22 protein-coding genes and 2 pseudogenes are annotated in these 24,488 nt (G+C 74.7%); 13 read left to right on the top strand and 11 right to left on the bottom strand.

Annotated features, from left to right (window positions below; all coding sequences use genetic code 11):
* Positions 1-21 precede the first annotated feature (21 nt).
* Together HA039_RS03085 and HA039_RS03080 are read right to left on the bottom strand one after the other, a co-directional pair.
* Positions 22-557, bottom strand: a pseudogene (locus HA039_RS03085) (DUF1990 family protein).
* Positions 554-1,390 carry a YndJ family protein gene (locus tag HA039_RS03080; RefSeq protein ID WP_167023375.1) on the bottom strand — a complete coding sequence of 279 codons (837 nt, stop codon included), beginning with the start codon at positions 1,388-1,390 and terminating at the stop codon, positions 554-556. The pseudogene HA039_RS03085 and the gene HA039_RS03080 overlap by 4 nt, the downstream one beginning before the upstream one ends.
* 168 nt (positions 1,391-1,558) lie before the next feature.
* On the opposite strand from HA039_RS03080, the gene HA039_RS03075 reads away from it, so the two are divergent.
* From HA039_RS03075 to HA039_RS03055, 5 genes are all read left to right on the top strand, one after another.
* Positions 1,559-2,659, top strand: coding sequence for a DUF6777 domain-containing protein (locus HA039_RS03075; protein ID WP_167023372.1), 1,101 nt, complete (start codon positions 1,559-1,561; stop codon positions 2,657-2,659).
* A gap of 44 nt (positions 2,660-2,703) precedes the next feature.
* Positions 2,704-4,776, top strand: coding sequence for a SpoIIE family protein phosphatase (locus HA039_RS03070; protein ID WP_167023367.1), 2,073 nt, complete (start codon positions 2,704-2,706; stop codon positions 4,774-4,776).
* A gap of 70 nt (positions 4,777-4,846) precedes the next feature.
* Entirely contained in the window at positions 4,847-6,271 is a 1,425-nt protein-coding gene (locus HA039_RS03065) for a wax ester/triacylglycerol synthase family O-acyltransferase (RefSeq protein ID WP_167023363.1), read from the top strand.
* 174 nt (positions 6,272-6,445) lie between these two features.
* Complete coding sequence (locus tag HA039_RS03060) at positions 6,446-7,444, top strand: aldo/keto reductase (RefSeq protein WP_167023361.1); 999 nt, start codon at positions 6,446-6,448, stop codon at positions 7,442-7,444.
* 769 nt (positions 7,445-8,213) lie between these two features.
* Positions 8,214-9,068 (top strand): amidohydrolase family protein, encoded by an 855-nt coding sequence (locus HA039_RS03055; protein ID WP_167036079.1) that lies wholly within the window; start codon positions 8,214-8,216, stop codon positions 9,066-9,068.
* Positions 9,069-9,255: 187 nt separating this feature from the next.
* On the opposite strand, the pseudogene HA039_RS33745 reads toward HA039_RS03055, so the two are convergent.
* A pseudogene (locus tag HA039_RS33745) lies at positions 9,256-9,345 on the bottom strand (M23 family metallopeptidase); the annotation flags it as partial.
* 270 nt (positions 9,346-9,615) lie between these two features.
* Positions 9,616-10,233 carry an alpha/beta fold hydrolase gene (locus HA039_RS03045; protein WP_167036076.1) on the bottom strand — a complete coding sequence of 206 codons (618 nt, stop codon included), beginning with the start codon at positions 10,231-10,233 and terminating at the stop codon, positions 9,616-9,618.
* 253 nt (positions 10,234-10,486) lie between these two features.
* Between HA039_RS03045 and HA039_RS03040 the strand changes: the two genes are divergently transcribed.
* Positions 10,487-11,353 carry an Fpg/Nei family DNA glycosylase gene (locus HA039_RS03040; RefSeq protein ID WP_167023358.1) on the top strand — a complete coding sequence of 289 codons (867 nt, stop codon included), beginning with the start codon at positions 10,487-10,489 and terminating at the stop codon, positions 11,351-11,353.
* Positions 11,354-12,035: 682 nt separating this feature from the next.
* On the opposite strand, the gene HA039_RS03035 is transcribed toward HA039_RS03040, so the two are convergent.
* A complete protein-coding gene (locus HA039_RS03035; protein ID WP_481906678.1) occupies positions 12,036-12,671 on the bottom strand; it encodes a hypothetical protein in 636 nt (211 codons plus the stop codon).
* Positions 12,672-12,820: 149 nt separating this feature from the next.
* On the opposite strand from HA039_RS03035, the gene HA039_RS03030 reads away from it, so the two are divergent.
* From HA039_RS03030 to HA039_RS03015, 4 genes are all read left to right on the top strand, one after another.
* Complete coding sequence (locus HA039_RS03030) at positions 12,821-13,570, top strand: LytR/AlgR family response regulator transcription factor (RefSeq protein ID WP_167023353.1); 750 nt, start codon at positions 12,821-12,823, stop codon at positions 13,568-13,570.
* A 204-nt stretch (positions 13,571-13,774) separates the two neighbouring features.
* The gene (locus tag HA039_RS03025; RefSeq protein WP_167036073.1) at positions 13,775-14,083 is read left to right on the top strand and encodes a hypothetical protein; all 309 of its coding nucleotides are present in this window, start codon (positions 13,775-13,777) and stop codon (positions 14,081-14,083) included.
* Positions 14,080-15,588: a sodium/solute symporter gene (locus HA039_RS03020; protein ID WP_167023350.1), complete on the top strand. Its 1,509-nt coding sequence runs from the start codon at positions 14,080-14,082 to the stop codon at positions 15,586-15,588. Before HA039_RS03025 ends, HA039_RS03020 begins: the two co-directional genes overlap by 4 nt.
* Positions 15,585-16,778 (top strand): sensor histidine kinase, encoded by a 1,194-nt coding sequence (locus tag HA039_RS03015; RefSeq protein ID WP_167023346.1) that lies wholly within the window; start codon positions 15,585-15,587, stop codon positions 16,776-16,778. The genes HA039_RS03020 and HA039_RS03015 overlap by 4 nt, the downstream gene beginning before the upstream one ends.
* 33 nt (positions 16,779-16,811) lie before the next feature.
* On the opposite strand, the gene HA039_RS03010 is transcribed toward HA039_RS03015, so the two are convergent.
* Positions 16,812-17,330 (bottom strand): hypothetical protein, encoded by a 519-nt coding sequence (locus HA039_RS03010; RefSeq protein WP_167023344.1) that lies wholly within the window; start codon positions 17,328-17,330, stop codon positions 16,812-16,814.
* 35 nt (positions 17,331-17,365) lie between these two features.
* Positions 17,366-18,064: a sigma-70 family RNA polymerase sigma factor gene (locus tag HA039_RS03005; protein WP_167023341.1), complete on the bottom strand. Its 699-nt coding sequence runs from the start codon at positions 18,062-18,064 to the stop codon at positions 17,366-17,368.
* Between the two features lie 254 nt (positions 18,065-18,318).
* Here HA039_RS03005 and HA039_RS03000 point away from each other — a divergent pair, with 254 nt between their 5' ends.
* Positions 18,319-19,527 carry a CapA family protein gene (locus HA039_RS03000; protein ID WP_167023338.1) on the top strand — a complete coding sequence of 403 codons (1,209 nt, stop codon included), beginning with the start codon at positions 18,319-18,321 and terminating at the stop codon, positions 19,525-19,527.
* A gap of 45 nt (positions 19,528-19,572) precedes the next feature.
* Here the strand turns inward: HA039_RS03000 and HA039_RS02995 are convergent, their stop codons facing one another.
* The gene (locus HA039_RS02995) at positions 19,573-20,034 is read right to left on the bottom strand and encodes a universal stress protein (protein ID WP_167023335.1); all 462 of its coding nucleotides are present in this window, start codon (positions 20,032-20,034) and stop codon (positions 19,573-19,575) included.
* Positions 20,035-20,179: 145 nt separating this feature from the next.
* Between HA039_RS02995 and HA039_RS02990 the strand changes: the two genes are divergently transcribed.
* The gene (locus HA039_RS02990; RefSeq protein ID WP_167023332.1) at positions 20,180-21,028 is read left to right on the top strand and encodes a polysaccharide deacetylase family protein; all 849 of its coding nucleotides are present in this window, start codon (positions 20,180-20,182) and stop codon (positions 21,026-21,028) included.
* A 73-nt stretch (positions 21,029-21,101) separates the two neighbouring features.
* On the opposite strand, the gene HA039_RS02985 is transcribed toward HA039_RS02990, so the two are convergent.
* Complete coding sequence (locus HA039_RS02985) at positions 21,102-21,761, bottom strand: class F sortase (protein WP_167023329.1); 660 nt, start codon at positions 21,759-21,761, stop codon at positions 21,102-21,104.
* A 310-nt stretch (positions 21,762-22,071) separates the two neighbouring features.
* On the opposite strand from HA039_RS02985, the gene HA039_RS02980 reads away from it, so the two are divergent.
* Positions 22,072-22,557, top strand: coding sequence for a hypothetical protein (locus HA039_RS02980; protein ID WP_167023326.1), 486 nt, complete (start codon positions 22,072-22,074; stop codon positions 22,555-22,557).
* 112 nt (positions 22,558-22,669) lie between these two features.
* Here HA039_RS02980 and HA039_RS02975 read toward each other — a convergent pair whose 3' ends face one another.
* Positions 22,670-23,224 (bottom strand): hypothetical protein, encoded by a 555-nt coding sequence (locus tag HA039_RS02975; RefSeq protein ID WP_167023323.1) that lies wholly within the window; start codon positions 23,222-23,224, stop codon positions 22,670-22,672.
* A 202-nt stretch (positions 23,225-23,426) separates the two neighbouring features.
* Positions 23,427-24,191, bottom strand: a complete 765-nt coding sequence (locus HA039_RS02970; protein WP_167023320.1) for a bestrophin-like domain — start codon at positions 24,189-24,191, stop codon at positions 23,427-23,429.
* Positions 24,192-24,488 lie beyond the last annotated feature (297 nt).

The raw sequence follows: 24,488 nt of genomic DNA, 5'->3' as shown, positions 1-24,488 counted from the left end.
GCACACCCGCGTCCGCGTGTCTCAGGCCGCCATGCGCGCCAGGACGCGGCCCAGCCGGGCGGCGTAGGCGCGTTGCAGGACGGGCACCAGCGGGCCCGCCAGCCTGGTGTACCACCGGGCCGGCCGGCTGAAGGCCATCACGGTGAACCACACCGTGCCGTCCTCGTGCAGATCGACCACGAAGGACTCCTCGCCGCGCTCCGCGTGCCCCGGCAGCGTCCCGTACGCGAAGCCGGTGCGGTTCTCCTCGTACACCGCCCACACCACCCGGCACGGCACGGCCAGCCGCAGCGGGCCGCGCCCACGGAGACCTCGACGGCGGTGCCCGGGAGCGCGCGGGAGGAGCGGGCCCGGATCCCGGCGCCCGTCCGCCGGTGCATCGCCCAGGTGGTCACGGCGGTGCCCGCTGCCTCGAAGGCGGGGCGGCCCCGGCCGATCCTGGCGGTGTGGAAGAGGTGGCTGTAGCCGCGGGGGAGCGGGCCGAGCCGGGTCGCGCCGACCTCGGGGTAGCTGAACGGGGCGTCGGCGGGGGCGGGTTCCACGAGCGGGTCGTTCATGCGGGGGTCTCCTTGAGTCGTCGCCAGGCCAGGACCGAGCAGAGGGCGAAGCCGAGGGCGTTGCCGAGGCCGTGGGTGGCGGCCATCCAGGTGAGGGTGGGGTGGGGCAGTCCGGTGGCCTCGCCGAGCGCCCAGCTCAGCGCGAGTGCCATGGTCACCGGCAGGACGCACGCGGAGACGGCGAGGAAGGCGCGGACGCCGCGGGTCCCGCCGCGGGTCCTGATGTCCCGCCAGGTCAGCAGCGACACGGTCCACATGCCCGCCGTCAGGACGACCGCGCCGGCCAGCTCCGTCCGGTCGCCGGTGAAGAACCCGGTGAGGACGAGCAGCGTGCCGAGGGGGACGCTCAGCGCGGCGAACCGCCCGGCCCGCCCGTCCACCGCCCGGCAGACCAGCCCCGCCACCAGCGCGGCCGCGAAGCCCGCGAAGTGGAAGTGCGCGACGGTCAGCCGCAGCACCGGCGGGCCGAAGCCGAGGAGCGCGTGACCTCCTCGCTCGGCGACGAGCGAGACCCCCGCCACGGCCGGGGTCACCAGCGCGGTGAGCGCGGCGATCTCGGCCGGTGCCAGGGACCGCGTCCTCATCAGCCGGAGCGGGGCGTGCAGCGCCAGCACGAGGGTGGCGAGCGCGTAGCAGGCGGCGAGGGCGACGGCCGTCCCGCCGCGCGGCAGCCAGAGCGCGACGGCGCCCAGCGAGGCGGGCAGGGGCCACAGGCGGCGTAGCGCGGACAGACCGGGCGCGGGCGGCGCGCCCGGCGTCTCCAGCAGCCGCAGCCCCACCGGCACGATCACCAGCATGCCGAGCATCACGACAAGGCTGACCAGCACGGACATCTCATGCCACCCCCAGACTTGAACATGTTCAATTCCTGCGCGCAGCCTATGTCGTCCCTTGAACGCGTTCAAGTCCGGGGTCCCCCATGGTGGTCCCCGCTTGCGCGCCGGATGAGGTTCCGTCAGACATGAGGGGACACCCTTCGGAGGAAGAGGCGGGAGACACCGGTGCGCTCACCCAACCGTCGTCGGTACGCCCCACTCGCCGCGCTGTCCGCGCTGGCCGCGGGCGCGCTGGTCCTGTCGGGCTGCGGGGGCGGCGGGGCGGGGAAGCCGCGCGCCGAGGATCTCTTCTTCCAGTCGGCCGGCGACCGGGGCGGCGACCCGTTCACCCCGTCGACCGTGACCGTGACGTCCGAGGGGGCGCCCGCCGCCGGCCGGCCCGCCGCCCGGGCCTCCGCCGGGCCCGTCCGCGCCGCGCGCGCCCTCCCCGGCTCGACCCCCGGCCTCTACGGGGCGGCCCGCTCCGTCTCCAGTTGCGACGTGGAACGGCAGATCCGCTTCCTCACCGAGGACCGGACGCGGTCACGCGCCTTCGCCCGGGGCGCCGGCATCGGCGGGAGCGGCGTCCCGGCCTTCCTGCGCGGCCTCACCCCGGTGGTCCTGCGGGCCGACGCCCGGGTGACCGGGCACGGCTACCGCGACGGCGCCGCCGCCCCGTACCAGTCCGTGCTCCAGGCCGGCACCGCCGTCATGGTCGACGAGCGGGGACTGCCGCGGGTGCGCTGCGCGTGCGGGAACCCGCTGCGTCCGCCGGTCCCCGTGCGGGGCGCCGTCGTGAACCGGGGCAAGCGCTGGCCGGGGTACGCCCCCGGCCGCGTCGTCGTCATCAACCGCGCGGACGCGGCCGTCGACGGCCTGGTCGTCGTCGACCTGGTCGAGGTCGCATGGATGCAGCGCAGGACCGGCACGGACGGGGACGAGGACGCGCTCCCCGACATCCTGCCGCCGTACGGCCCCGAGGCCGACATCACCGACCCCGACGCGGTACGGCCGCCCGGCGAGGCCAGCCCGTCCGCGACTCCGGAGCCGTCCGCCCCGGCGAAGCCGGACAGGACCCCGCGGGAGTCCGGCGTCCCCACCCGCACGACGCTGCGGCCCGGCGACACCCTGCCCCCCGAGCCCCCCTCGGAGGAACCGCCGGGGGAGCAGCCCCTGGAGCCTGAGCCGGAGCCCGTCCCGACCGGCGACGACGGGATGCTCCCCGTCGAGCCCGACAAGGAACAGGTCAGTGACGTCCTGACCGGCCCCGATGCCCCCCAGGAATGACCGGACCGCTCGAAGAATCCGACAAATGATGACAGAGTGTCTCCATGGCTGAACGGGCAGCGGGCGCCCTGTCGCTCCCTGATGACTGGCCCGCCCCTCCGGATCTCAGCATGTCCCTCAACCGGATGGGCATCTTCGACTGGGACCTCGACAGCGGGCTGTTGCACCTCGACGGCTCGGCGCTCGCCGTGTTCGACCTCACGGCCGAGGAGTACGACGGCCGCCCGAGCGGGCTCAGGGGCCGGATCCCGTACAGCGAGGGCATCCGGCTGTACGCCGTCGCGACCGAGGCCATGGAGAACGGCAGCGAGACCTACGGCGCCTACATGCGCGTCCGGCAGCGCGACGGCACGCTGCGCTGGATCCACACCCAGGGCCGTATCCGCCGCGAGAGCGGCGGCCGGCCCCATCGCGTGATCGGCGTGGTCCGCGACGCCAGCCAGGAACTCGCCGACTCCACCGCCCGGCTCGAACTGGACGCGGTGCGCAGGGTGCAGACCAGCGTCGTCGAGGGCACGACCGCCGCGCTCGCCCACGCCAGGACCGTCCAGGACGTCATCGACGTCCTCAAGGAGTCCCACGGCCTGGAGCACCTCGGCGCCACCAGCCTGGTCATGGGCCTGGTCGAGTCGGGCCGCATCCACCTGGTCGCGGAAGGGCCCGAAGGGTCCTTCGTGCCCGGCACCCGGGTCACCCGCATCGACGAGCCGTACCCGATGAGCGACGTCGTACGGACGCTCACGCCGCGCTTCATCGAGTCCGCCGAGGAGTTCGCCGAGTCGTACCCCGACCTGTGGCCGCACATCAGCGGACTCGGCATCACCGCCGCCGCGTACCTCCCGCTCATCGCGCAGGCCCGCCCCATCGGCGCCCTCGGCCTGCTCTACGGCGACAAGAACGGCTTCAGCGGCGAGGACCGCAACCTCCTCGTCGCCCTCGGCAGCAGCATCGCCCAGAGCCTCCAGCGCGCCGTGCTCTTCGAGCAGGACCACGACCTGGCCGAGGGCCTCCAGCAGGCCATGCTGCCGCGCCGGATCCCCGCCGTCCCGGGCGCCGAGATCGCGGTCCGCTACCGGTCCGCCCGCCTCGGCCGGGACATCGGGGGTGACTGGTACGACGTCATCCCGCTGCCCGGCGGGCGGGTGGGCGCCGTCATCGGGGACGTCCAGGGCCACGACACCCACGCCGCCGCGGTGATGGGCCAGCTGCGCATCGTGCTGCGGGCGTACGCCGCCGAGGGGCACACCCCGGCGACGGTGATGGCCCGCGCCTCCGTCTTCCTGCACGAACTGGACACCGACCGCTTCGCGACCTGCCTCTACGCCGAGGCCGACCTGACGACCGGCGTGGTCCAGCTGGTCCGCGCCGGGCACGTCGATCCCATGATCAGGGGCATGGACGGCAGCTGCCGGCGGTTCCCGGTGGGCGGCGGGATGCCGCTCGGCCTCTCGGCGCTCTTCGGGGAGCTCGACTACCCGGTCAGGACACTCGAACTGGACCCGGGGCAGACCCTGCTGCTGTTCACCGACGGACTGGTCGAACAGCCGGGCGCCGACCTCGACGACGGGATGCGCCTGCTGTCCTCCCTCGTCCGCGACGGGCCGCGCGACCTCCAGATGCTCGCCGACAAGCTCTGCGAGGTGGTGGACGAACGGGGCGGCGAGGACGACGTCGCGGTCCTGCTGCTGCGCCGCAGGGGCGCCCACGCCCCGCAGACCGGCGGCCGCCTCCAGCAGCACGTCGCCCAGGGCGACCCCGAGGCGCTCAGGTCGGCGCGGCACATGATCCGGGCCGCGGTGGGCGCCTGGGGCGCGGGCCACCGGTCCGACGAGATCGAGCTGTCCGCCGACGAGCTGATCACCAACGCGCTCATGCACACCGACGGCGGCGCGATCGTGACCGTACGCGTCCTGGCCGGGACCGTACGGCGGCTGCGCGTCGAGGTCGAGGACCGCTCCAGCGCGCTGCCGCGGCGCAGGGACGCCGGGGAGGCGGGGGTGTCCGGGCGCGGGCTGCTGCTCGTCGACCGGCTCGCGGACGCCTGGGGCGTCGAGTCACGGGGCAGCGGCAAGTGTGTGTGGAGCGAGTTCCTGGTCCAGGACGGGCCGTCACATTGAGCGGTACGCGTCGTTAGTCGTACGTGAAGTGGCAGATCATGACCGTAACTGAGCGGAACGTGAGGACCCCTTGACCACCGAGCTGCTCGCACCTCTCGATCTGGCTTTCTGGCACCTCGAATCGCCCGACCACCCCATGCACCTCGGCGCGCTCGCCGTCTTCACCGCCGTCCCCGGCACCACGCCCGGCGAAGGCGTGCCCGAGCTGCTCGCCACCCGCGCCGCCGCCGTGCCCCGGCTGCGGATGCGGGTACGGGACGTACTGCTGCCCGTCGGCGGGGCGGCGTGGGCGGTCGACAAGGACTTCGACGTGCACCGCCACGTACGCGTACTGCCCCTCCCGCCCGGCGACTTCGCCGCGCAGGCCGAACTCCTCGCCGGGGAGCTGATGGAACGCCCGCTGGAACGCGGGGTCCCGCCCTGGGAGATGTACGTGCTGACGCCGGCGGACGGCGGCCGGGAGCGCGGCGGCAGCGGTCCCGCCGCGTCCACCGGCCCTGGTGCCTCGCACGCAGGAGGGCCCCCTGCCGGCGCCGACCGCCGGTTCGCCGTCCTCGTGAAGATGCACCACGCCCTCGCGGACGGCATGCGCGCCGTCGCCATCGGCGCCGGGATCTTCGACCAGATCGCCGACGTCCGGGCCGCGGGGGCCCGGCGGGCGCGCCCGGTGCCGCCACGCTCCTGGCTGCCGGGGCCGTGGCAGGCGGCGGGGCTCGCCAGGGACCGGCTCGAAGACCTCCGCAGGGCGCTCGGCATCGGCGCGTCCGTCGTACGGGCCAGCCGGTTCGACCCCCGCGGGGTCGCCGCGCTCACCGCGGGCTCCAGCGGGACCCGCCGCCTCGCCACGGCCGTCCTGGACCTGGCGGACGTCCAGCTCGTCCGCAAGGCCGCGGGCGGCTCCGCCAACGACGTCCTGCTCGCCACCGTGGCCGGCGCCCTGCGCCGCTGGATGCTGGAGCGCGGCGAACCGCTGCCCGCCGCCGCGCCGCGCGCGCTCGTACCGGTCTCCCGGCGGCGGCCCGGCAGCCCGGCGGGATCGGCCAACAAGCTCTCCGCGTACCTGCTCGGCCTGCCGGTCGCCGAGGGCGACGCCCGGGCCAGGCTCCGCGCGGTGCGCGGCGCGATGGACCGCAACAAGTCCGAGGGCCCCGCCCGGGGCGCCGGGGCCGTCGCCCTCCTCGCGGACGCCCTGCCGCCGCTCGCCCACCGGCTCGGGGCGCCCCTCGCGGGCAACGCGGCCCGGGTGCTCTTCGACATCCTCGTGACGAGCGTGCCGCTGCCCCGCTCCTCCCTCTCCCTCGGCGGCTGCCCGCTGCGCGCGCTGTACCCGATGGCGCCGCTGGCCCGCGGCCAGTCGCTCGCGATCGCCCTCTCCTCCTACGGAGGGCAGGTGTACGTGGGGCTCGTGGCCGACGGGAAGGCCGTACCGGACCTGGCCCGGCTGGCCCGGGGGATGAACGAGGAACTGGACGAGCTGCTGCGGATCGCACCATAGACCTCGCACCGTAGACTCAGAGATCGGAGTGATCGCCACAGATCGGTGCGAAACTGCTGACCCCGAGGTGTTGACGCCACCCAGTCATCCGATGAATATTCGTCGTGATCGTCGTAGACGACGTGACCGGCGGCTCGGAAGCCACCGGCGGACATGTGGGGAGGCACCAGCGGTATGCGGCACACCACGCTCGGACACAGTGCGGTCCAGGTGACCGGACTGTCCTTCGGGGCGGCCGGGATCGGCAATCTCTACAGCCCGGTCGAACCGGAGCAGGCCACCGCCGCGGTCGACGCCGCGTGGGACGCGGGCATCCGCTACTTCGACACCGCGCCCCACTACGGCCTCGGGCTCTCCGAGCGCCGGCTCGGCGAGGCGCTGCGCGACCGGCCGCGCGACGAGTACACCCTCTCCACGAAGGTGGGCCGCCTCCTCGAACCCGTACCCGCCGACGAGATCCCCGCGGACGGCCCCGGCGACGACCTCGCCACCGGCTTCGCCGTACCGGCCACGCACCGCCGTGTCTGGGACTTCAGCGCCGACGGCGTCCGGCGCAGCATCGAGGCCAGCCTCGGCCGCCTCGGCACCGACCGGATCGACATCGTCTACCTGCACGACCCCGACCACCACGAGGACGAGGCCTTCGGCCAGGCCTACCCGGCGCTGGAGAAACTGCGTGGCGAGGGGGTGATCGGCGCGATCGGCGCGGGGATGAACACCACCGGGATGCTCACCCGCTTCCTGCGCGAGACCGACGTCGACGTGGTGCTCTGCGCGGGCCGCTTCACCCTCCTCGACGGATCCGCCCTCACCGCGCTGCTCCCCGAGGCCGCCGCGCGCGGCAAGAGCGTCGTCGTGGGCGGGGTCTTCAACTCCGGCCTGCTCGCCGACCCCCGGCCCGGCGCGACCTACGACTACGCGGCGGCCCCGGCCGCCGTCCTGGACCGGGCCCTGCGGATGGACGCCGTCACCCGGCGCCACGGCCTGCCCCTGCGCGCCGCCGCCCTGCACTACCCGCTGCGGCACCCCGCCGTCGCCAGCGTCCTGGTCGGCACCCGCTCGGCCGCCGAGGTACGGGACTCCGCCGAGCAGTTCGCCCGGGAGGTCCCCGAGGACGTATGGGCGGAGCTGCGAGCGGGCGGCCTACTGGCCGAGGACGGGACGGAGGCATGAGCCCGACGCGGCCGCGCACGTCGGTACGCGCCGAGTGCCTCGTACGTGCGGACGGCTCCGTACGTGCGGACGGCTCCGTGCGTGCCGGCGGCCCCGTACGTGCCGAGGGCCCCGTACGTGCGGACGGCTCCGTGCGCTCCGGTGGCCCTGTACGCGCCGACGGCCCGGTGCGTGCCGAGGGCCCGGTGCTGGCCGACGGCTCCGTGCGGGCCGAGGGCCCGGTGCTGGCCGATGGCCCCGGACGTGCCGGCGGCCCTGTACGCGCCGATGGCCCGGTGCACGCCAGCGGCCCGGTGCCGGCCGACGGCCCCGTGCGCGCCGAGGGCCACGTACGTGCGGACGGCTCCGTGCGGGCCGAGCGCCTTGTGCGCGCCGAGGTGCCGGTGCTGGCCGGCGGTCCTGTGCGCGCCGACGGCCCCGTACGTGAGGACGGCTCCGTGCGCGCCGAGGGCTTTGTGCTGGCAGACGGTCCCGTACGTGCCAACACCCCCGTACGTGCCAACACCCCCGTACGTGCCAACACCCCCGTACGTGCGGACGGCCCCGTACGTGCGGACGGTCCCGTGCGCGCCGCAGGCCCCGTACGTGCCGGCGGCCCCGTGCGCCCCGGCCGCGCCCGGCGGACGGGGCCGTCCGCACGTACGGCCGCCGGCTGGCGCCGCTCGGCACGCCTGTTGCCCGCCCGGCGCGGCCGCTCGACACCGTGCACGATCACCCCGCGGCCGGCGCCGGCGCCGGCCCGCCCGTCGTCTGGGAGCCCTGACGCATGATGACCCCGCCCGCGAACGTCGTCGACGCCCACCACCACTTCTGGGACCTGTCGGTACGCGACCAGGACTGGATCACCGGACCCGACCTGGCGCCCCTGCGCCGCGACTTCACCCTCGCCGACCTGGAGCCGGAAGCACGGGCCGCCGGGGTGAGCGCCACCGTCGTCGTGCAGACGATCACGGTCGCCGAGGAGACCCCGGAGTTCCTCGCCCTCGCCCACGGCAGCGACCTCGTCGCCGGGGTGGTCGGCTGGACCGACCTCACCGCGCCCGACGTCGCCGACACCCTCGCCGCCCTGCGCGAGCTGCCCGGCGGCGACCGGCTCGTCGGCATCCGCCACCAGGTCCAGGGCGAACCGGACCCCGAGTGGCTGCTGCGGCCCGACGTCCGGCGCGGACTGGCCGCCGTCGCCGAGGCCGGGCTCGTGTACGACCTGGTGGTGCAGGTCTCCCAGCTGCCCGCCGCCGCCAAGGCGGCCGAACTGTTGCCCGGCCTCACCTTCGTCCTCGACCACCTCGGCAAGCCGCCCATCGCCTCCGGCGCCATCCAGCCCTGGGCGGACCACGTCGAGACGCTGGCGGCCCGGCCCAACACGGTCTGCAAGCTGTCGGGCATGGTGACCGAGGCGGCCTGGGACTCCTGGACCCCCAACGGGCTGCGCCCCTACGCCGACATCGTCATCGGCGCCTTCGGCCCGTCCCGCCTCATGTTCGGCTCCGACTGGCCGGTGTCCCGCCTGGCGGCCTCGTACACCGAGGTCCTGGACGCGGCCCGCACCGTGACCGACGGCCTGAGCGAGAGCGAACGAACGGAGGTCTTCACCACCACGGCCCGCCGCGTGTACGGCCTCTGAGGACGTTCGTCCGGGGTAGGCCGACGGAGGCCTAGGGCAACGTCACCGCCGCCCGGGACTGACCGTCACCGCGCGCGGGGCCGCGTCGCGCCGCGTCGTGTGGGACGGACCGTCACCGCGGGTGCCGGTGGGGACGGGGAAGTCGACTCCCGTGTGGTAACCGCTCGCCCAGGCTCCCGCCTTGTGGGTCCGCGTGCCGGATGACGACCTCGTAGCCGTACGACCCCGCCCAGCCGGCCGAGATGACGTGCCCGGCGGCGACCGCCTTCACGGACGGGGCGGGTTTCCGGCGGTCGGGGTACGCCACGTCGCCCATCACCGTGCGGGAGGGCTCCCGACAGTCGGGGTGCGGCCGTGCCGCGCGGGGCGGGCTGTCACGTGGTGCGGTGGGCCGGGCCGGTGGGGTACGTCGTGTTGCGTCGCCCGGCTCGGGCGTCACCGTGTGGGCGGGGTCCCGGTGTCGGGGTGTTGGGCGCACACGGACCCGTACCGCTCGGGTGTGTCCTGGTCGGACCGGGTCCGGTTACGCGCCCCAGGGCCGCCCCCCTCACACCGTCGACGGTGCTCCGCCGTCCAGGAGTGACCGGCCCACCGCGTCCGGAAGGGGACCCACGCCTAGGAGTCCCGTGACCGACTCGGTCGCCAGGGTGTGCCATGCCGTCGCCCTGCGGAGCATCGCGTGGTCGCCGCCCGCCAGCAGCACCGCGCACGCCCGCGCTCCCGCCTCGCGGGCCCGGGCCGCGAGCGCCACACTGCCGCGCGGGTCCGTCACCCGGTCGCGGTCGCCGTGCAGCAACACCACCCCCCGGCCCCCGAGGTGCGCCACCGGCTCGTCCACCGGGCACCACGGCGCCAGCCCCACCACCCCGGTGACCAGGTCGTGCCCGGCCACGGACAGCGCCGCGCGACCCCCCATCGAGTGCCCCACGAGCACCACGGGCACCAGACCGATCAGCTGTTCCATCTCGTCCAGGGCCCGGCACGCGTCCCGCGCCGCGTCCGCGCGCGAGCCGTTCCAGCCCCGGTGGCGGTAGCGCACCCGGCCCACGACCACGTCGAGCCCCGCCGTCGCCCGCAGCACCGCCCGGGTGAAGGGCCACATCCTGGCCCCCGGCAGGTTCAGCCGCGACGGCGGCTCCTCGCCCTCCGAGCGTCCCCCGTGCATCAGCAGGACGGCCGCGCGGGGCCGGGTGGCGGTGCTCTCGAGCACCAGGGCCGGCGAGACGCTCGCTCGGCGATCACGTACGGGCACGGAAATGCCTTCCTTCCGACGGGCGCGCCCGGACCGGGCCCGCCTCCTCCGGATCTATTCGTCGCCGGCGGCCGCCAGGACTGCCCGGCCGGGGCTCCCGGCCTCCGCCCGGCGCGCCGACGGGCTCGCCGGGCGTTCGCACCGCGCTTCCGGCACGCTTGGAAGCATGCCGGAAGTACCCGAAGTCGAAGCCCTCCGAGAGTTCCTGGACGGCCACCTGGTGGGCAAGGAGATCGTGCGTGTCCTGCCCCTGACGGTGAACGTCCTCAAGACCTACGATCCGCCACTCTCCGCCTTGGAGGGTTCCACGGTCACCTCCGTGGCCCGGTTCGGCAAGTATCTCGACATCGTCGCGGCGGACGCGGGGCTGCATCTCGCCGTCCACCTCGCCCGCGCGGGCTGGCTCCGCTGGAAGGACACGTTCCCCCCGGCGCCGCCCCGCCCCGGCAAGGGGCCGCTCGCGCTGCGCGTCGTCCTCGCCGAGGGCGACGGCTTCGACCTGACCGAGGCGGGCACCACCAAGCGCCTCGCCGTCCACCTGGTCCGCGACCCCTCCGACGTGCCGGGCATCGAGCGCCTCGGCCCCGACCCGCTCGACCCCTCCTTCGACCGGGACGCGCTCGCCCGGCTCCTCGACGGGGAACGACGCCAGATCAAGGGCGCCCTGCGCGACCAGCGGCTCATCGCGGGGATCGGCAACGCGTACAGCGACGAGATCCTGCACGCCGCCAAGATGTCCCCGTTCAAACCGGTCAAGAACCTCACCGAGGAGGAGATCACGCTGCTGTACGACGCGATGCGCGCGACCCTCACCGAGGCGATCGAGCGTTCGCGCGGGGTGGCCGCCGGGCGGCTCAAGGCGGAGAAGAAGAGCGGCCTGCGGGTGCACGGCCGCAAGGGGGAGCCCTGCCCCGTGTGCGGCGACACGATCCGCGAGGTGTCGTTCAGCGACTCCGCGCTCCAGTACTGCCCCACCTGCCAGACGGGCGGCAAACCCCTGGCAGACCGAAGGCTGTCCCGCCTCCTCAAGTAAGGAGACCCCCGAGCGCCGACGCCACCACCGGCCGGTTCCAAGGCGCCGGTCTCAACACCGCCCCGGTCCCAGGCACGGGTCTCAGCCCCGGCTGGGTCCCGGGCACCCGCCCCGGCACCGGCCCGGTCCCAGGCACCGGTCCCAGTACCGGCCCGGTCCCGGGCACGGGTCTCAGGGCCGGCCGGGTCCCCAGGCACGGGTTTCAGCACCGGCCGGGTCCCCAGGTACCGGTCTCAGTACCGGCCGGGTCCCAGGCGCGGGTCACAGCCCCAGCCCGGTCCCACGCACCGATCCTAGGCACCGGCCTGCCCTTGGCACCGGCTCGGCCTAGGCCCCGTCCCAGGCGCCTGCCCGGCTCCTGGGCGCCGCCCCGGTCCCGCCGCCGGGGGCCGCCCCGGGCACCGGCCCCACCCGCAGGCACCGCCCCGATCCCGGCCTCGGGCACCGGCTCAGCCCCAGGCACCAGCCCGGCCCGGGCATCGGCCTCAGAGGCACCGGCCCAGCACCTGGCCCCGGGTGCCGCCCGGTCCCACTCCCCGGGGGGGCCGTCCCGGGCACCGGCCCAGCTCCAGGCACCGCCTCGATCCCGGCCCCGGGCACCGGCCCAGTTCCGGGCACCGGCTGCAGGCACCGGCCAGCCCCAGGCCCCCCCGAGCACCCGGCCGGACGGCCGCACCCCCGCTTACTCCTCCCGCCCCATCCCCCCGAGCGACACCAAGCGCACCCCGTCCGCCGTCCTGACCTCGAAGTGGTCGATGCCCTCCGGCGGCAGTGCCGCCCCGCCCCGGGTCACCAGGGGCATCGCCGCGTCCGCCCGTGCCTCCCAGGTCGTCACGGTCTGGCGCGACCCGTCGCGGCCGACCGCGACCAGCGCGCACACCCCCGCCGTGTCGGAACGGAGCATCTCCAGCCCCACGTCCGTCCCCCACGTCGTCGCGAGGGCCGTCACCGCCGCCTTCGTCCCGGTCACCGGATCCGTCGCCGTCCACCGAGACGCGGTCGCGACCCGGGACGAGCCGGGCGCGGAGTCCGCCGCCAGCAGGACCGCGAGCGGACCGCCGGCCACCAGCACCGCGACGGCGGCGACCAGCGCGAGGCGCCGCCGGTGACCGCGCCGCCGCGCCTCGGCCGTACGGTCGATCAGGCCGGCCAGCAGCCCGGGGCTCGCGGCGGCGAAGGGCGCCACCTCGGCCGGTGTCCGCCGGGAGTACTCGTCGAGTTGCGCCTTCACACCACCGAAGTCGGCCAGCAGCAGCGTGCACTGAGGGCATTCCATCAGGTGATCCTCGAAGCGGAAGGCGTCCGCGGCGTCGAGCACGCCCAGTGAATAGGCACCGACATCGCGATGGAGGTCCAAGGTCCGCATGCCGTCTGGTACGCAGCGCGGCGCCGAATCACTCAACGAACCGGCGCTCTCGCTCGACGACACCGCCGAGGACCCGCCCTCTCCGTCTAAACTCCCGCCTCATGCTGCGTGTACTGGCCGTGGACGACGAGGAACCGGCCCTCGAAGAGCTGCTGTACCTCCTGCGGGCCGACCCGCGGGTCCGCAGCGCCGAGGGTGCCACCAGCGCCACCGAGGCCCTGCGCCGCATCGGGGCCGCGCTCGACGCGGGCCCCCACGACCCCGAGGCCGTCGACGTCGTCTTCCTCGACATCCACATGGCCGGCCTCACCGGTCTGGACGTCGCCAAGCTCCTCGCCGGTTTCGCCGAACCGCCCCTCATCGTCTTCGTCACCGCCCACGAGGGCTTCGCCGTCCAGGCGTTCGACCTCAAGGCCGTCGACTACGTCCTCAAGCCCGTCCGCACGGAACGGCTCGCCGAGGCCGTCCGCCGGGTCGCCGAGCTGGCGGGGGACCGGCCCGCGGTCCTCGACACCGCCGCCGACCAGATATCCGTGGAACTCGGCGGTGTCACCCGCTTCGTAGCCGTCGCCGACATCGCCTACGCCGAGGCCCAGGGCGACTACGCCCGGCTGCACACCGACACCGGCAGCCATCTGGTACGGGTCCCCCTCACCACCCTGGAGGAGCGCTGGCGCGCCCGCGGGTTCGTCCGGATCCACCGGCGCCACCTCGTGGCCCTCGCCCGGATCGACGAACTGCGGCTCGACGCGGGCGCCATGAGCGTTCGCGTGGGGGAAGCCGAACTCGCCGTGAGCCGCCGCCACGCCCGCGGGCTGCGGGACCTCCTGATGCGCCAGGCCGGCCGCTGACCGTACCCGGACCGCCCGTCCTGCTACGGTCCGACCTCCATCCGCCCGACCTCCATCCGCCCGACCTCCATCCGCCCGACCTCCGACCCGGACCCCGACCGCCCGCCGGTCGCGGGCCGCGTGACGCCGAAACGGGGAGCCACCATGACAGGGGCAGGGGAAACCACGCCCAAGCGCGAGGTCGTCACCGGCGAGCCCCGGCGTGTGCGCCCGCTGCCGCGCTACCGGCCCCAGGCCGAGATCGACGAGCAGACCGCGCTCGGTGACGCCTACGTCCGCTCCCTGATGCGCGGTCAGCTCCGGGCCGGCCTCACCGCCTTCGGCGTCCTCGCCCTCGTCGCGGGCACCCTCCCCCTCGCGTTCGCCGCCCTGCACGACGCCACGGCGGTCTGGGTGGTGCTCGGTGTCGCCGCGTACCCGCTGCTCACCCTCCTCGGCTGGTGGTACGTCCGCCGCGCCGAACGCAACGAACGGGACTTCGCCCGGCTCGTGAAGGGCCGGCCCTTCCCATGAGCCAGAGCTACACCGTCACGGCCGTCGCCGTCGTCGTGGTCGCGACCGTCCTCGTCGGCGGCTTCGGGCTGCGGATATCCCGTACCACCTCCGACTTCTACGTCGCCTCCCGCACCGTCCGCCCCGCGCTCAACGCCGCCGCCATCAGCGGCGAGTACCTCTCCGCCGCCTCCTTCCTCGGCGTCGCCGGGCTGGTCCTGCTGCACGGCCCCGACATGCTCTGGTACCCCGTCGGCTACACCGCCGGCTACCTGGTGCTGCTGGTCTTCGTCGCGGCCCCGCTGCGCCGCTCGGGGGCGTACACCCTCCCCGACTTCGCCGAGGGACGGCTCGAATCCCGCCCCGTGCGCCGGCTCGTGAGCGTCTTCGTCGTCGGCGCGGGCTGGCTCTACCTGATCCCCCAACTCCAGGGCGCCGGGCTCACGCTGAAGATCCTCACCGGCGCGCCCTACTGGTTCGGCGGCGTCCTCGTCGCCGTCGTCGTGGTGGTGGCCGTCGCGGCGGGCGGGATGCGCAGCATCACGTTCGTCCAGGCGTTCCAGTACTGGCTGAAGCTCACCGCGCTGCTCGTCCCCGCGATCTTCCTGCTGCTCGCCTGGCAGGGCGACGGCCGCCCGCGCGTCGACCTCGCCCTCACCGCCGTCGCCGTGCGCGCCGACCACCCGCTCTACGCGACGTACGGACTCATCGTGGCGACCTTCCTCGGCACGATGGGCCTGCCGCACGTCGTCGTCCGCTTCTACACCAGCCCCAACGGCCGGGCCGCGCGCCGCACCACGGTGGTCGTCCTCGCCCTCGTCGGCGCCTTCTACCTGCTGCCGCCCGTCTACGGGGCCCTCGGCCGCCTGTACGTCCCCGAGCTGCCGTACGGCACCGACGCCGACGCGGCCGTCCTGCTCCTGCCGGAGCGCGCGATCGGCGGGCTCGGCGGCGAACTGCTCGGCGCGCTGGTGGCCGGCGGGGCCTTCGCCGCGTTCCTCTCCACCGCCTCGGGGCTGACCATGGCCGTCGCCGGTGTCCTCACCCAGGACGTCCTGCCCTCCCGGGGCGTCCGCCACTTCCGCCTGGCGACCCCGCTCGCGATGGCCGTCCCGCTCGGCGGCTCGCTGCTGGTCAGCGGGATGCCCGTCGCCGACTCCGTCGGCATGGCCTTCGCGGTCTCCGCGTCCTCCTTCTGCCCGCTGCTGGTGCTCGGCATCTGGTGGCGCCGGCTCACCCCGCCCGGCGCGGTCGCCGGACTGCTGCTCGGCGGGGGACTGGCGTTCGTCGCCACGCTCGTCACCGTCAGCGGCGCCGTCACCTCCGGCTGGCCGCACGCGCTGCTCGCCTGGCCCGCGGTCTGGTCGGTGCCCGTCGGCTTCCTCGCGATGATCCTGGTCTCGCTGGCCACCCGGAGCCGGATACCGCCCGGCACGAACGCCGCGATGACCCGCTTCCACCTCCCGGAGACCCTGATGCCGCGCCCCCGCCCGGGAGCCCCCGGCGCGAAGGGCGGCGCCCGATGAGCGGAGCCGCCGCCCTCGCCGTCCTGATCGTGCTCGGCCCGCTGCTGCTCGCGGGCGGGTTCCTGCTCGGCCGCCGTACCGCCCGCCCCGTCCGTACCAGCGACGTCGGCACACCCGTCGAGCACGCGACCTTCGAGACCCTGCACACCGCGTCCCTCGCCTCACCGCCGCTGCGCGCCGGGCTCACCGAGGAGAGCGCGCGCAAGGCCGCCAAGCGGCTGCGCTCGCTGCTCGGCACGGACGCGCTGTGCCTGACCGACCGGGACCGGGTGCTGGTCTGGGACGGGCTGGGGGAGCACCACGGGGCCCACGTCATGGAGCAGGTCGAGGGGGTGCTCGGCGGGGGCCGGGGCACGGCCTTCGCCGTCCGGTGCGACGACCTCGACTGCCCGCTGCGGTGGGCCGTCGCCGCCCCGCTGACCGTCGACCACCGGGTGCTCGGCGTCCTCGTCGCCTGCGCGCCCCGCGAGTCGGCGGTCCTCGCCAGGGCGGCGGGGGAGGTGGCCCGCTGGGTGTCCGTACAACTGGAGCTGGCCGAGCTGGACCGCTCCCGCACCCGGCTCATCGAGGCGGAGATCCGGGCGCTGCGCGCGCAGATCTCCCCCCACTTCATCTTCAACTCGCTGGCCGCCATCGCCTCGTTCGTCCGCACCGACCCGGCGCGGGCCAGGGAACTCCTGCTGGAGTTCGCCGACTTCACCCGCTACTCCTTCCGCAGGCACGGCGACTTCACCACCCTCGCCGACGAACTGCACTCCATCGACCAGTACCTGGCCCTGGTCCGGGCCCGGTTCGGCGAGCGGCTCTCGGTCACCCTCCAGGTCGCGCCCGAGGTGCTGCCGGTGGCCATGCCCTTCCTCTGCCTGCAACCGCTGGTCGAGAACGCGGTCAAGCACGGCCTGGAGGGCGCGGTCACCACGAGCCGCATCACCATCAGCGCGCTCGACGCGGGGTCCGAGGCGGAGGTGGTGATCGAGGACGACGGGGTCGGCATGGAACCGGACCGGCTGCGGCAGATCCTGCGCGGCGAGGGCGGCGCGTCCACCGGCATCGGACTGCTGAACGTGGACGAGCGGCTGCGCCAGGTGTACGGGGACGCGTACGGCCTCGTCATCGAGACCGGCGTCGGCGCCGGGATGCGGATCACCGTGCGCATCCCCAAGTACCGGGCGGGCGTGCACGGCACCTGACCGCCGCGCCCGGGCGCGGGGGCCCGTACGGCTTCAGAACAGCTGGATCGCCAGGTGTCCCAGCGGCAGCCCCAGCTGCCACGCCGGGGTCCACACCTGCGGCCCCTCCTCCTCCGCGCCCGGGAACGGCTCCTCACCGACCGGGCCCGGGGGCCCCACCGCGTCCAGGTCCGGCGCCAGCAGCTCGGTCTCCTCCAGCCACCGCCAGGCGGCCCCCGCCAGCTCCAGATCGGGGTCGGCGGCCCCGGCACCCGCCCCGGCCGCCTCCAGGGCGCGCAGCCGGCGGCTCACCCACTCGCTCCACGACGTCCCGTACGCCGTGAGGGAGCGCCACTCCGCCATCCTGGCCCCGCCGCCCGGCCCGGTCACGGACCCGTCGGAGAGGAAGATGGTCAGGGCCAGCGCGTCCCGGCCGGCCCGGTACTCCAGCGTGGTGGGCGGCATCAGGTCGCCGGTGCGCAGCAGCTCGTCCGCGACGTACTCCGCGTACATCCAAGCCATCGGCACCAACAGGCCTCCGCCGCCCGCCCCTTCGGTACATTCCGGACGCATGCTTTCCGCCTTCCTTCCTTTCCCCGAAGCCTGCCTCAGGGAGCATTGAACCGGCGGTGGCCGTCCCGCGTGGCCAGAAGAGCGGGATCGGACGGCCGACGGGAGTGGATTGTGACGGGTGTGGCCGAGGGGGTCGCGGCGGGCCGCGAACCGCACGTTCCGCCGCTCCCCGGCGGCGGCGAGGACCGGCTGTAGCCGGGCAGTGAGCGGCCCAGCGCCCGCAGCGCGTAGTACGAACGGGACTTGACCGTGCCCGGCGGGATCCCGAGGGTCAGCGCGGCCTCGCCGACGCTCAGCCCGCGGAAGTAGATCTGCACGAGCACCGCCCGGTGCTCGGGGCTCAGCGCCCGGACCGCCTGCCGTACGTCGAGCCCCTCGACCGCGCACTCCGTCGGGTCCCGGGGATCGGGGGTGGCGGCCAGGATCTCGTCGCCCACCTCGGAAGGGCGGGCCAGCCGGGACCTGCGCGCGTCGATCGCCAGCCGGCGGCCGACGGTGAACAGCCAGGGCCGCATGGACTCGAAGGGGGCGGTGAACGCCTCCGGGTGCTGCCAGGCCCGTACCAGCGTCTCCTGGAGCAGGTCCTCGGCCCGCTGCCGGTCGCCGTAGGTGAGGCCCAGCAGGAAGTGGAGCAGGGCGGCGCCGTGTTCGCGCTGGAGCGTGGCCAGGTCCCGTTCGTCGGTCGTGGCGGTCGCCGTCGCGGAGGCAGCCGCTGTCGCTGTCGCTGTGGTCATGGTGCACGCCCTTCCCGGTGACGTCGCTGTCGCCCCGCGTATACGAGCGCATGGCGGCGGCCGGGGACAGACGGTGCGCGGAGGCGTGCGACGAGCGGTCGCTCACTGCGGCGAGTGGTGCGGTGAACGGTCCCGTCGCGGGTGATCGGTCCCTTTCGGGTCCCTTGGTGGCTTGATCACCTGACATCCATTTATGTGACTATATGTATGCAAGGTGGTTTCCCTCGGTTTCCTCCAGGAACGGAGTCCGGCCGATGACCCAGCGCGGACGACAGGGCGCGGCGCTGGCCGCGGCCGTCCTGCTCCTCGGCACCGCGGCGGCCTGCGCCGCGCCGGACCGGAACGACGCGCCCGGCGCCGCGCGGGACCGCCCGCCGCCCGGGTCCGCGCCGCCCTCGGCGGCCGGCGGCGGGGTGGTGCGCCGCGCGTTCACCCTGGTCGCCTCCGGTGACGTCCTGCCGCACGACTCCGTGATCGGCCGGGCGCACGCCGACGCGGGCGGGCGCGGCTACGACTTCCGCCCCATGCTCGCCGGGGTGCGTCCCGTGGTGTCACGCGCCGATGTGGCGATCTGTCACATGGAGACGGTGTACGGGGCGGACGGCGGCCCCTACACCGGCTACCCGGCCTTCACGTCCCCGCCCGAGGTGGCCGAGGCACTGCGCCACACCGGCTACGACTCCTGCTCCACCGCGTCCAACCACACCCTGGACGACGGCGCGGCCGGCGTACGCAGAACGCTGGACGCGCTCGACCGGGCAGGTGTCCGGCACGCGGGGTCGGCCCGTACGGCCGCCGAGGCCGCCCGCCCCGCGCTGATGACGGCGGGCGGCGCCACGGTCGCCCAACTGGCCTACACGTACGGCACCAACGGGTATCCGCTGCCCGACGGGCAGCCCTGGGCGGTCCGGGGCATCGACGGGCGGCGGATCGTCGCCGACGCGCGCGCCGCCCGCGCGGCCGGCGCCGACGTGGTGGTGGTCAGCCTGCACTGGGGCACCGAGTGGCAGACGGCTCCGGACGCCACGCAGCTCGACCTCGGGCGGCGGCTCACCGCGTCACGGACCGGCGGGCGGCCCGACATCGACCTGATCCTCGGGACGCACGCGCACGTGCCGCAGGCGTACGAGAAGGTCAACGGGACCTGGATCGTGTACGGCATGGGTGACCAGATCGCGGGCTCGATGGTCAACCACCAGGGCGCGCACGACCCCCGGGGCAATCAGGGTTCGATCGCCCGCTTCACCTTCGCGCCGCCCGCCGCGCCGGGCGCGCGCTGGCCGGTGGTGAAGGCGGAGTTCGTCCCGCAGTGGATGGACACCGGGGCGGGCCGGGTGGTCGACCTGCCGGCGGCGCTGCGGCGCTCACCGGGCCGCGCCGACCACCGGGAGGCGCAGGCGGCGATCACGGAGGCGGTCCTCGGCCGGGGCGCGGCGGCGGACGGGCTCACGAGGGCCCGCTAGCGGGTGTCCGGGGGCGTGTCCTGGCAGGTCACGGGGTTACGGGGGTTACGGGACGACCGTCACCGGCCAGCGGCCCGCCTTGACCAGCCGTACCGCCACCGACCCCACGATCCGGTGCCCGGCCGACTCCGAGGCGCCCACCACCACCGCGTCCGCCGTGAGCTCGTCGGCCGCGGTGACCAGGCCGCTGTACGGGTCCCCGTGGAAGGTGTGGAACTCCCAGCGGACGTCCCATATGTCCTTGAACCGCTCGGTGGCGAGCCGGATCTCGGCCACCAGCTCCTCGGCGATCTCCCCGGTCGTGCCGGTCGCCGGGGCGCCGAGGGCGGCCCCCGCCGACACCACGGGCTGGACGTAGACGATGGCGAGCAGGGCCCTCTGCCGCCGGGCGAGCCCCGCGGCGTAGGCGGCGGCGCGGTACGAGGACTGGGAACCGTCCACGCCGACGACGATCACCTTCGGTCCGTCGGTGCCACGTTCGAATGAGGTGGGCTGCTGCTCGGTCACGGCACGCAGGCTATCCGCTGCCCGTGAACTCCCCGACGGAGGGCCCGCCCTGGGTGGTGGGGGCATCCTGGTCCCATCGGGTGCTTTCGCCCGCGCGGCCGTGTCGGTGTGCGGTCCGGCGCGTCGGCTGTGCGAGCCATTAGTCATGAAAAAGGAAGAAATGATTCCGGGGCGCCGCGCCCTCCTCCGGATCGCGGCCTGTCTCGGCGCCGTCGTCACCACACGGGTGATGTTCCCGGGCGAGACCAGGGCCCCGGGCGCCGCCGCGGCCCCGGCGCCCGCCGCGGGACCGCCCGCCGCACGCCCGCCGGCCGGGGCCGCCCGCAACCCCGCCGCCTACCGGCTCCTGCCCATGACCGGCGACGCCCCCTCCGGCCGCCTCACCCCCGCGCCGCCGGTCCGCCGGAAGCCGTTCCTCGAACTGCCCCAGGTGGGCCACACGATGGTGCTCACCTTCGACGACGGCCCCGACCCCCGCTACACCCCCGACATCCTGAGAACCCTCCGCGCGCACGACGTCCGCGCCATGTTCTTCGTCTGCGGCGAGATGGCCTCGTACAACCGTGACCTGGTGCGGCAGATGGCGGCCGACGGGCACATCGTGGGCAACCACACCTGGTCGCACCCGCAGATGGTGAAGCTCGCGCCGTCCGCGATCCGCAAGGAGATGGAGCGCACCAGCGAGGTCATCGAGGACACCACCGGCACCCCGCCGGTCTGGTACCGCGCCCCCTACGGTGCCTGGAACCGGCACTCCTTCGAGATCGGCGCCGAACTGGGCATGGAACCCCTCGCCTGGACCGTCGACACCCTCGACTGGACCACCCCCGGCACCGACAGGATCGTCAAGGCGGTCCGGGACGGCGCGGGACCCGGCGTCGTCGTGCTCTCGCACGACGCGGGCGGGAACCGCGAGCAGAGCGTGGCGGCGCTGCGCCGCTACCTGCCCGAGCTGATCGCGGAGGGGTACGGGATCGGCGTACCGCATCCGTAGGAGGCGCCACCCCGCCACCGGCCCCGAGCCGCCGTCCCCGCCCGCCCCTAGCCCCCCGTCCCCGCCCGGCTGCTCAGCGCGTCCTGACCAGCCGGGCGAAGACGACCACGTTGCCGTCGTAGCCGCCCGCCTTCGAGTAGCCGCCGCCGCAGGTGATCACCCGCAGCTCGGGCTGGCCGTTGTCCCCGTAGACCCGGGGCCCGGGGAAGTTGTCCTTCGCGAAGACCGCGACGCCGTAGATCTCGAACACCGCCACCCGGCCGTCGTAGCGGCTGACCTCCACGTGCTGGCCCTTCTCCAGCGAGCCCAGCCCGTAGAAGACGGCGGGACCGGCCTGGTTGTCGACATGGCCGACCACCACCGCCGTGCCGCGCTGCCCCGGCGCCACCCCGTTCTGGTACCAGCCCGCCAGGTTGGGGTCCTCCGGCGCGGGGGCCGCGATCCAGCCGTCCCGGTCCAGGCCCACGTCCACCACCGGGGCGTCGACCTTGATCTCCGGGATCCGCACCCGGGACATCGGCGCGTACGGCAGCGGCTTCACGGCCGCCATGGGGACGGCGAGGGCGGCCGGGTCGGTCTGGCCGGCCGGCGCGGCCGCCGCCGCGGGCTGCGGCGGTCCCAGCGGCGCCTCCACCCCGTTCCGCATCAGCGCGATCCCGCTGAGCATGACGAGAGCCAGCACGCCCCAGGGGGCGCGCTTCCTCGACTCCGGGACGGTGTGGTCCTGGCCCATGGTTCTCCCTTCGTGGGCGCCTGTAGGCACGCTAAGTGCCGGGTGCGGAGGCGGCGATCACTGAGGGGCGAACGGGTGGCGGGAGGAGGGGTGCTGGCCCATCCGAGTAATCGCCGTATAAAACTTCTGACGGTCCGTGACCTGCGTATCCACCGGCCGGGGAGGCGTTCTGTCGGCGTGTCGCCTCACCGGGGTGGACCAGTGCCGAAATGCGGTGAATGAGCGGCCCGGTGAGGGTTCGTCATGGAAGGCGTACTCGTCGATCTTCCCGGAGCACCGCTTTGGGGCGTCTTCCGCTGGAGGTTCAACGATGCGTGCTTCACGCGCTCTCGCGGTCGCCGCGACCGCATGCGCGGCCGTGGCGCTCTCCGCCCCGCTGGCCGGCGCCACCAACGGTCCCCGCAATGTCACCGTCAACCCGTTCGCGGTCCACCAGGGCGGCACGATCCACATCTCGGCCCAGGGCTGCGGCCACGGAGGCACCGTCGACTCCAACGCCTTCCGGCAGGTCCGCTTCCCGGTGAACCCGTCGGGGAACGTGTCGGCCACGGCGCGGATCCGCGACAACGCCACGCCCGGCCGCTACAACCTGGTCGTCAGGTGCAGCGACAACCCGCGCGTTGAGACCCACCAGTTCGAGGTGCTCGCCGGGCGCGGCGCGCAGGGTGGTCTCGGCGGTTCCATGGGGCCCAGCTCGACCGAGGTCGGGATCGGCGCCGGGCTCGTCGCCACGGCCGCGGTCGGCGGTTCTTTCTTCCTGGCGCGCCGCCGCCGCGCGTCCGCCGGGCAGATCTGACCGGCTCCCGCGCACTCCCGGGGTCGCCACGACCTCCGACGCCCGTCGCCCCGAGTCCTGTACGAGGACCCGGGGCGACGGGCGTCGGTGCGAGCGGTGGGCCGGCGGGGCGTCAGTGCCCGCGGGTCTCCGCGCGGCGGCGTACGACGTAGATCGTGCCGGTGGCCGCGGCCACCACCAGCGCCGTACCCGCCAGGATCTCCGCGGTGTTCATCCCGCCGATGCTGCCGCCGAGACCACCCCGGACGCCGCCGGGCGCGACGGAGGTGGCGGAGGTGACCGGCGCCGGGGTGCGGGTCGGCCGCACGGTGGGGGGACGGGTCGGCGTCGCGCCGCCCGCGATGGTGAACGAGGCCGCCGCTCTTCCGCCCGACCCGCAGGTGAAGGTGGTCCGGTAGGTCGCGCCGCGCTTGGCGTCCCAGTCGACGGTGGCGGCCGCGGTCCCGCCCGAGGGGACCGTGACCGTGTCGAACACCGCGGAGGACGCGGTTCCGGACGCACGGCAGCCCGGGGCGGCCAGGGTCAGCCGGCCGCCCGCCGCGACCGTGGAGGGCGTGACGGTGAAGCCGAGGCCGCCGCCTCGCTGCGCGGCCACCGCGGTGGGTGCCGTCAGGGCGAGTGCGGTCGCTCCCAGCAGAGCGGCTGACGCGGCTCGTATCGCGCGCATGGTGAATCCTCCGGGTCCCCGAGGAGCAACTGCGGAACGATTTCCACAAATGGCACGGAATGCACCTCGATGCCGGAAACGCTAGGAGCGCACTATCACAGCCGCGATCGCTGTCGGGCGAATGGGGCACGGCCGTCCCCCGGGTGGCGGACAGCCGTGCCTCGGGTGGAGCCGTCCCGGGCCGACCGGTGAAGGGGGAGCGTCAGTTCCCGATGGAGGGGAACAGATCGACGAACGGCGCGGCCGTCGCGGCGATGCCGCGGCCGTACGGGGCGTCGAAGTCCCAGATGAGGAAGAGCAGGAAGGCGATCAGGACGCTGAACAGTCCCGCCAGCAACAGCTCCCTGGCCGTCCGTCTGATCTGGAGGACGAAGATCAGCCCCACGGTGACGACGGCTCCGACGATGAGGCCGAACCAGACGACCCCCGGCATGGTGGCCCCGGCGTTCTGGCCGCGGGCGCCCCGCGCGTCGTCGGCGACGGCCACCTGCTCGACCAGCGGCTGGTACGTCTGCCCCTCCAGCTCGGTGCGGGGCTCGTACCGCGAGACGTCCGAGCGGATCCGCTCGAACAGCTGGGTGCCCCTGGCGCTGAGCGCGTTGTGCTCGGACATGTGGGGCCACTCGGTGTGCACGACGTACGAGGCGTAGGCGTCGACGTCGGCGCGGATCCGCTCGCGGATGTCCGCGGGGTAGACCTGGACCCGCTGCTGGATCTCGTGCAGGGCCTGGGCCTCCTGTCGTACGTTCTCCTGGGCGGCGCTGCGGCCCTCCCAGACGCCGGCTATCGCGAGGCCGAGAACGATCGCGTAGATCACTCCGATCATCATCGTCATGTATTCCATGACGTCGGGGGTTCCGGTGGGGTCGTCGTCCTCCGGCAGCCGGCGGTTGTTGATGACGACGATGGTGAGCACGACGGCGCTGGCCGCCGCCATGGCGATGCTCAGAACGAGCCATTCCGACATGGAGCCTCCGTGGGTCAGCGGGAACGGGGGCGCAGCACGGCCACGGCGAGTGCCGCGGGGGCCGTGATCAGCAGCATCAACGTGACGGGGGACGGGCCCCCGCGCGGTTGTTTGCGCACTGCTTTGTGGAAGGCGGGCAGGGCGATCGGGGTCGGCGCCGGACGGGCCGACGGGGTGGGCGAGGGGGTCGGTGACGGGCTGGGCGACGGGGCCGGCGGGGCCGGCCTCGGTGGAGGCGGGGGTTCGGGGGCGGGTGCGGGCGGTGGTGGGGGCGGCCGCACGGGCCGGGGGGTGGGC

The organism is Streptomyces liangshanensis (assembly GCF_011694815.1).
In the GTDB taxonomy this organism is placed as follows: domain Bacteria; phylum Actinomycetota; class Actinomycetes; order Streptomycetales; family Streptomycetaceae; genus Streptomyces; species Streptomyces liangshanensis.
Note: the sequence above shows the minus strand (reverse complement) of the source record. Positions and strands in the feature narration are given on the sequence as shown.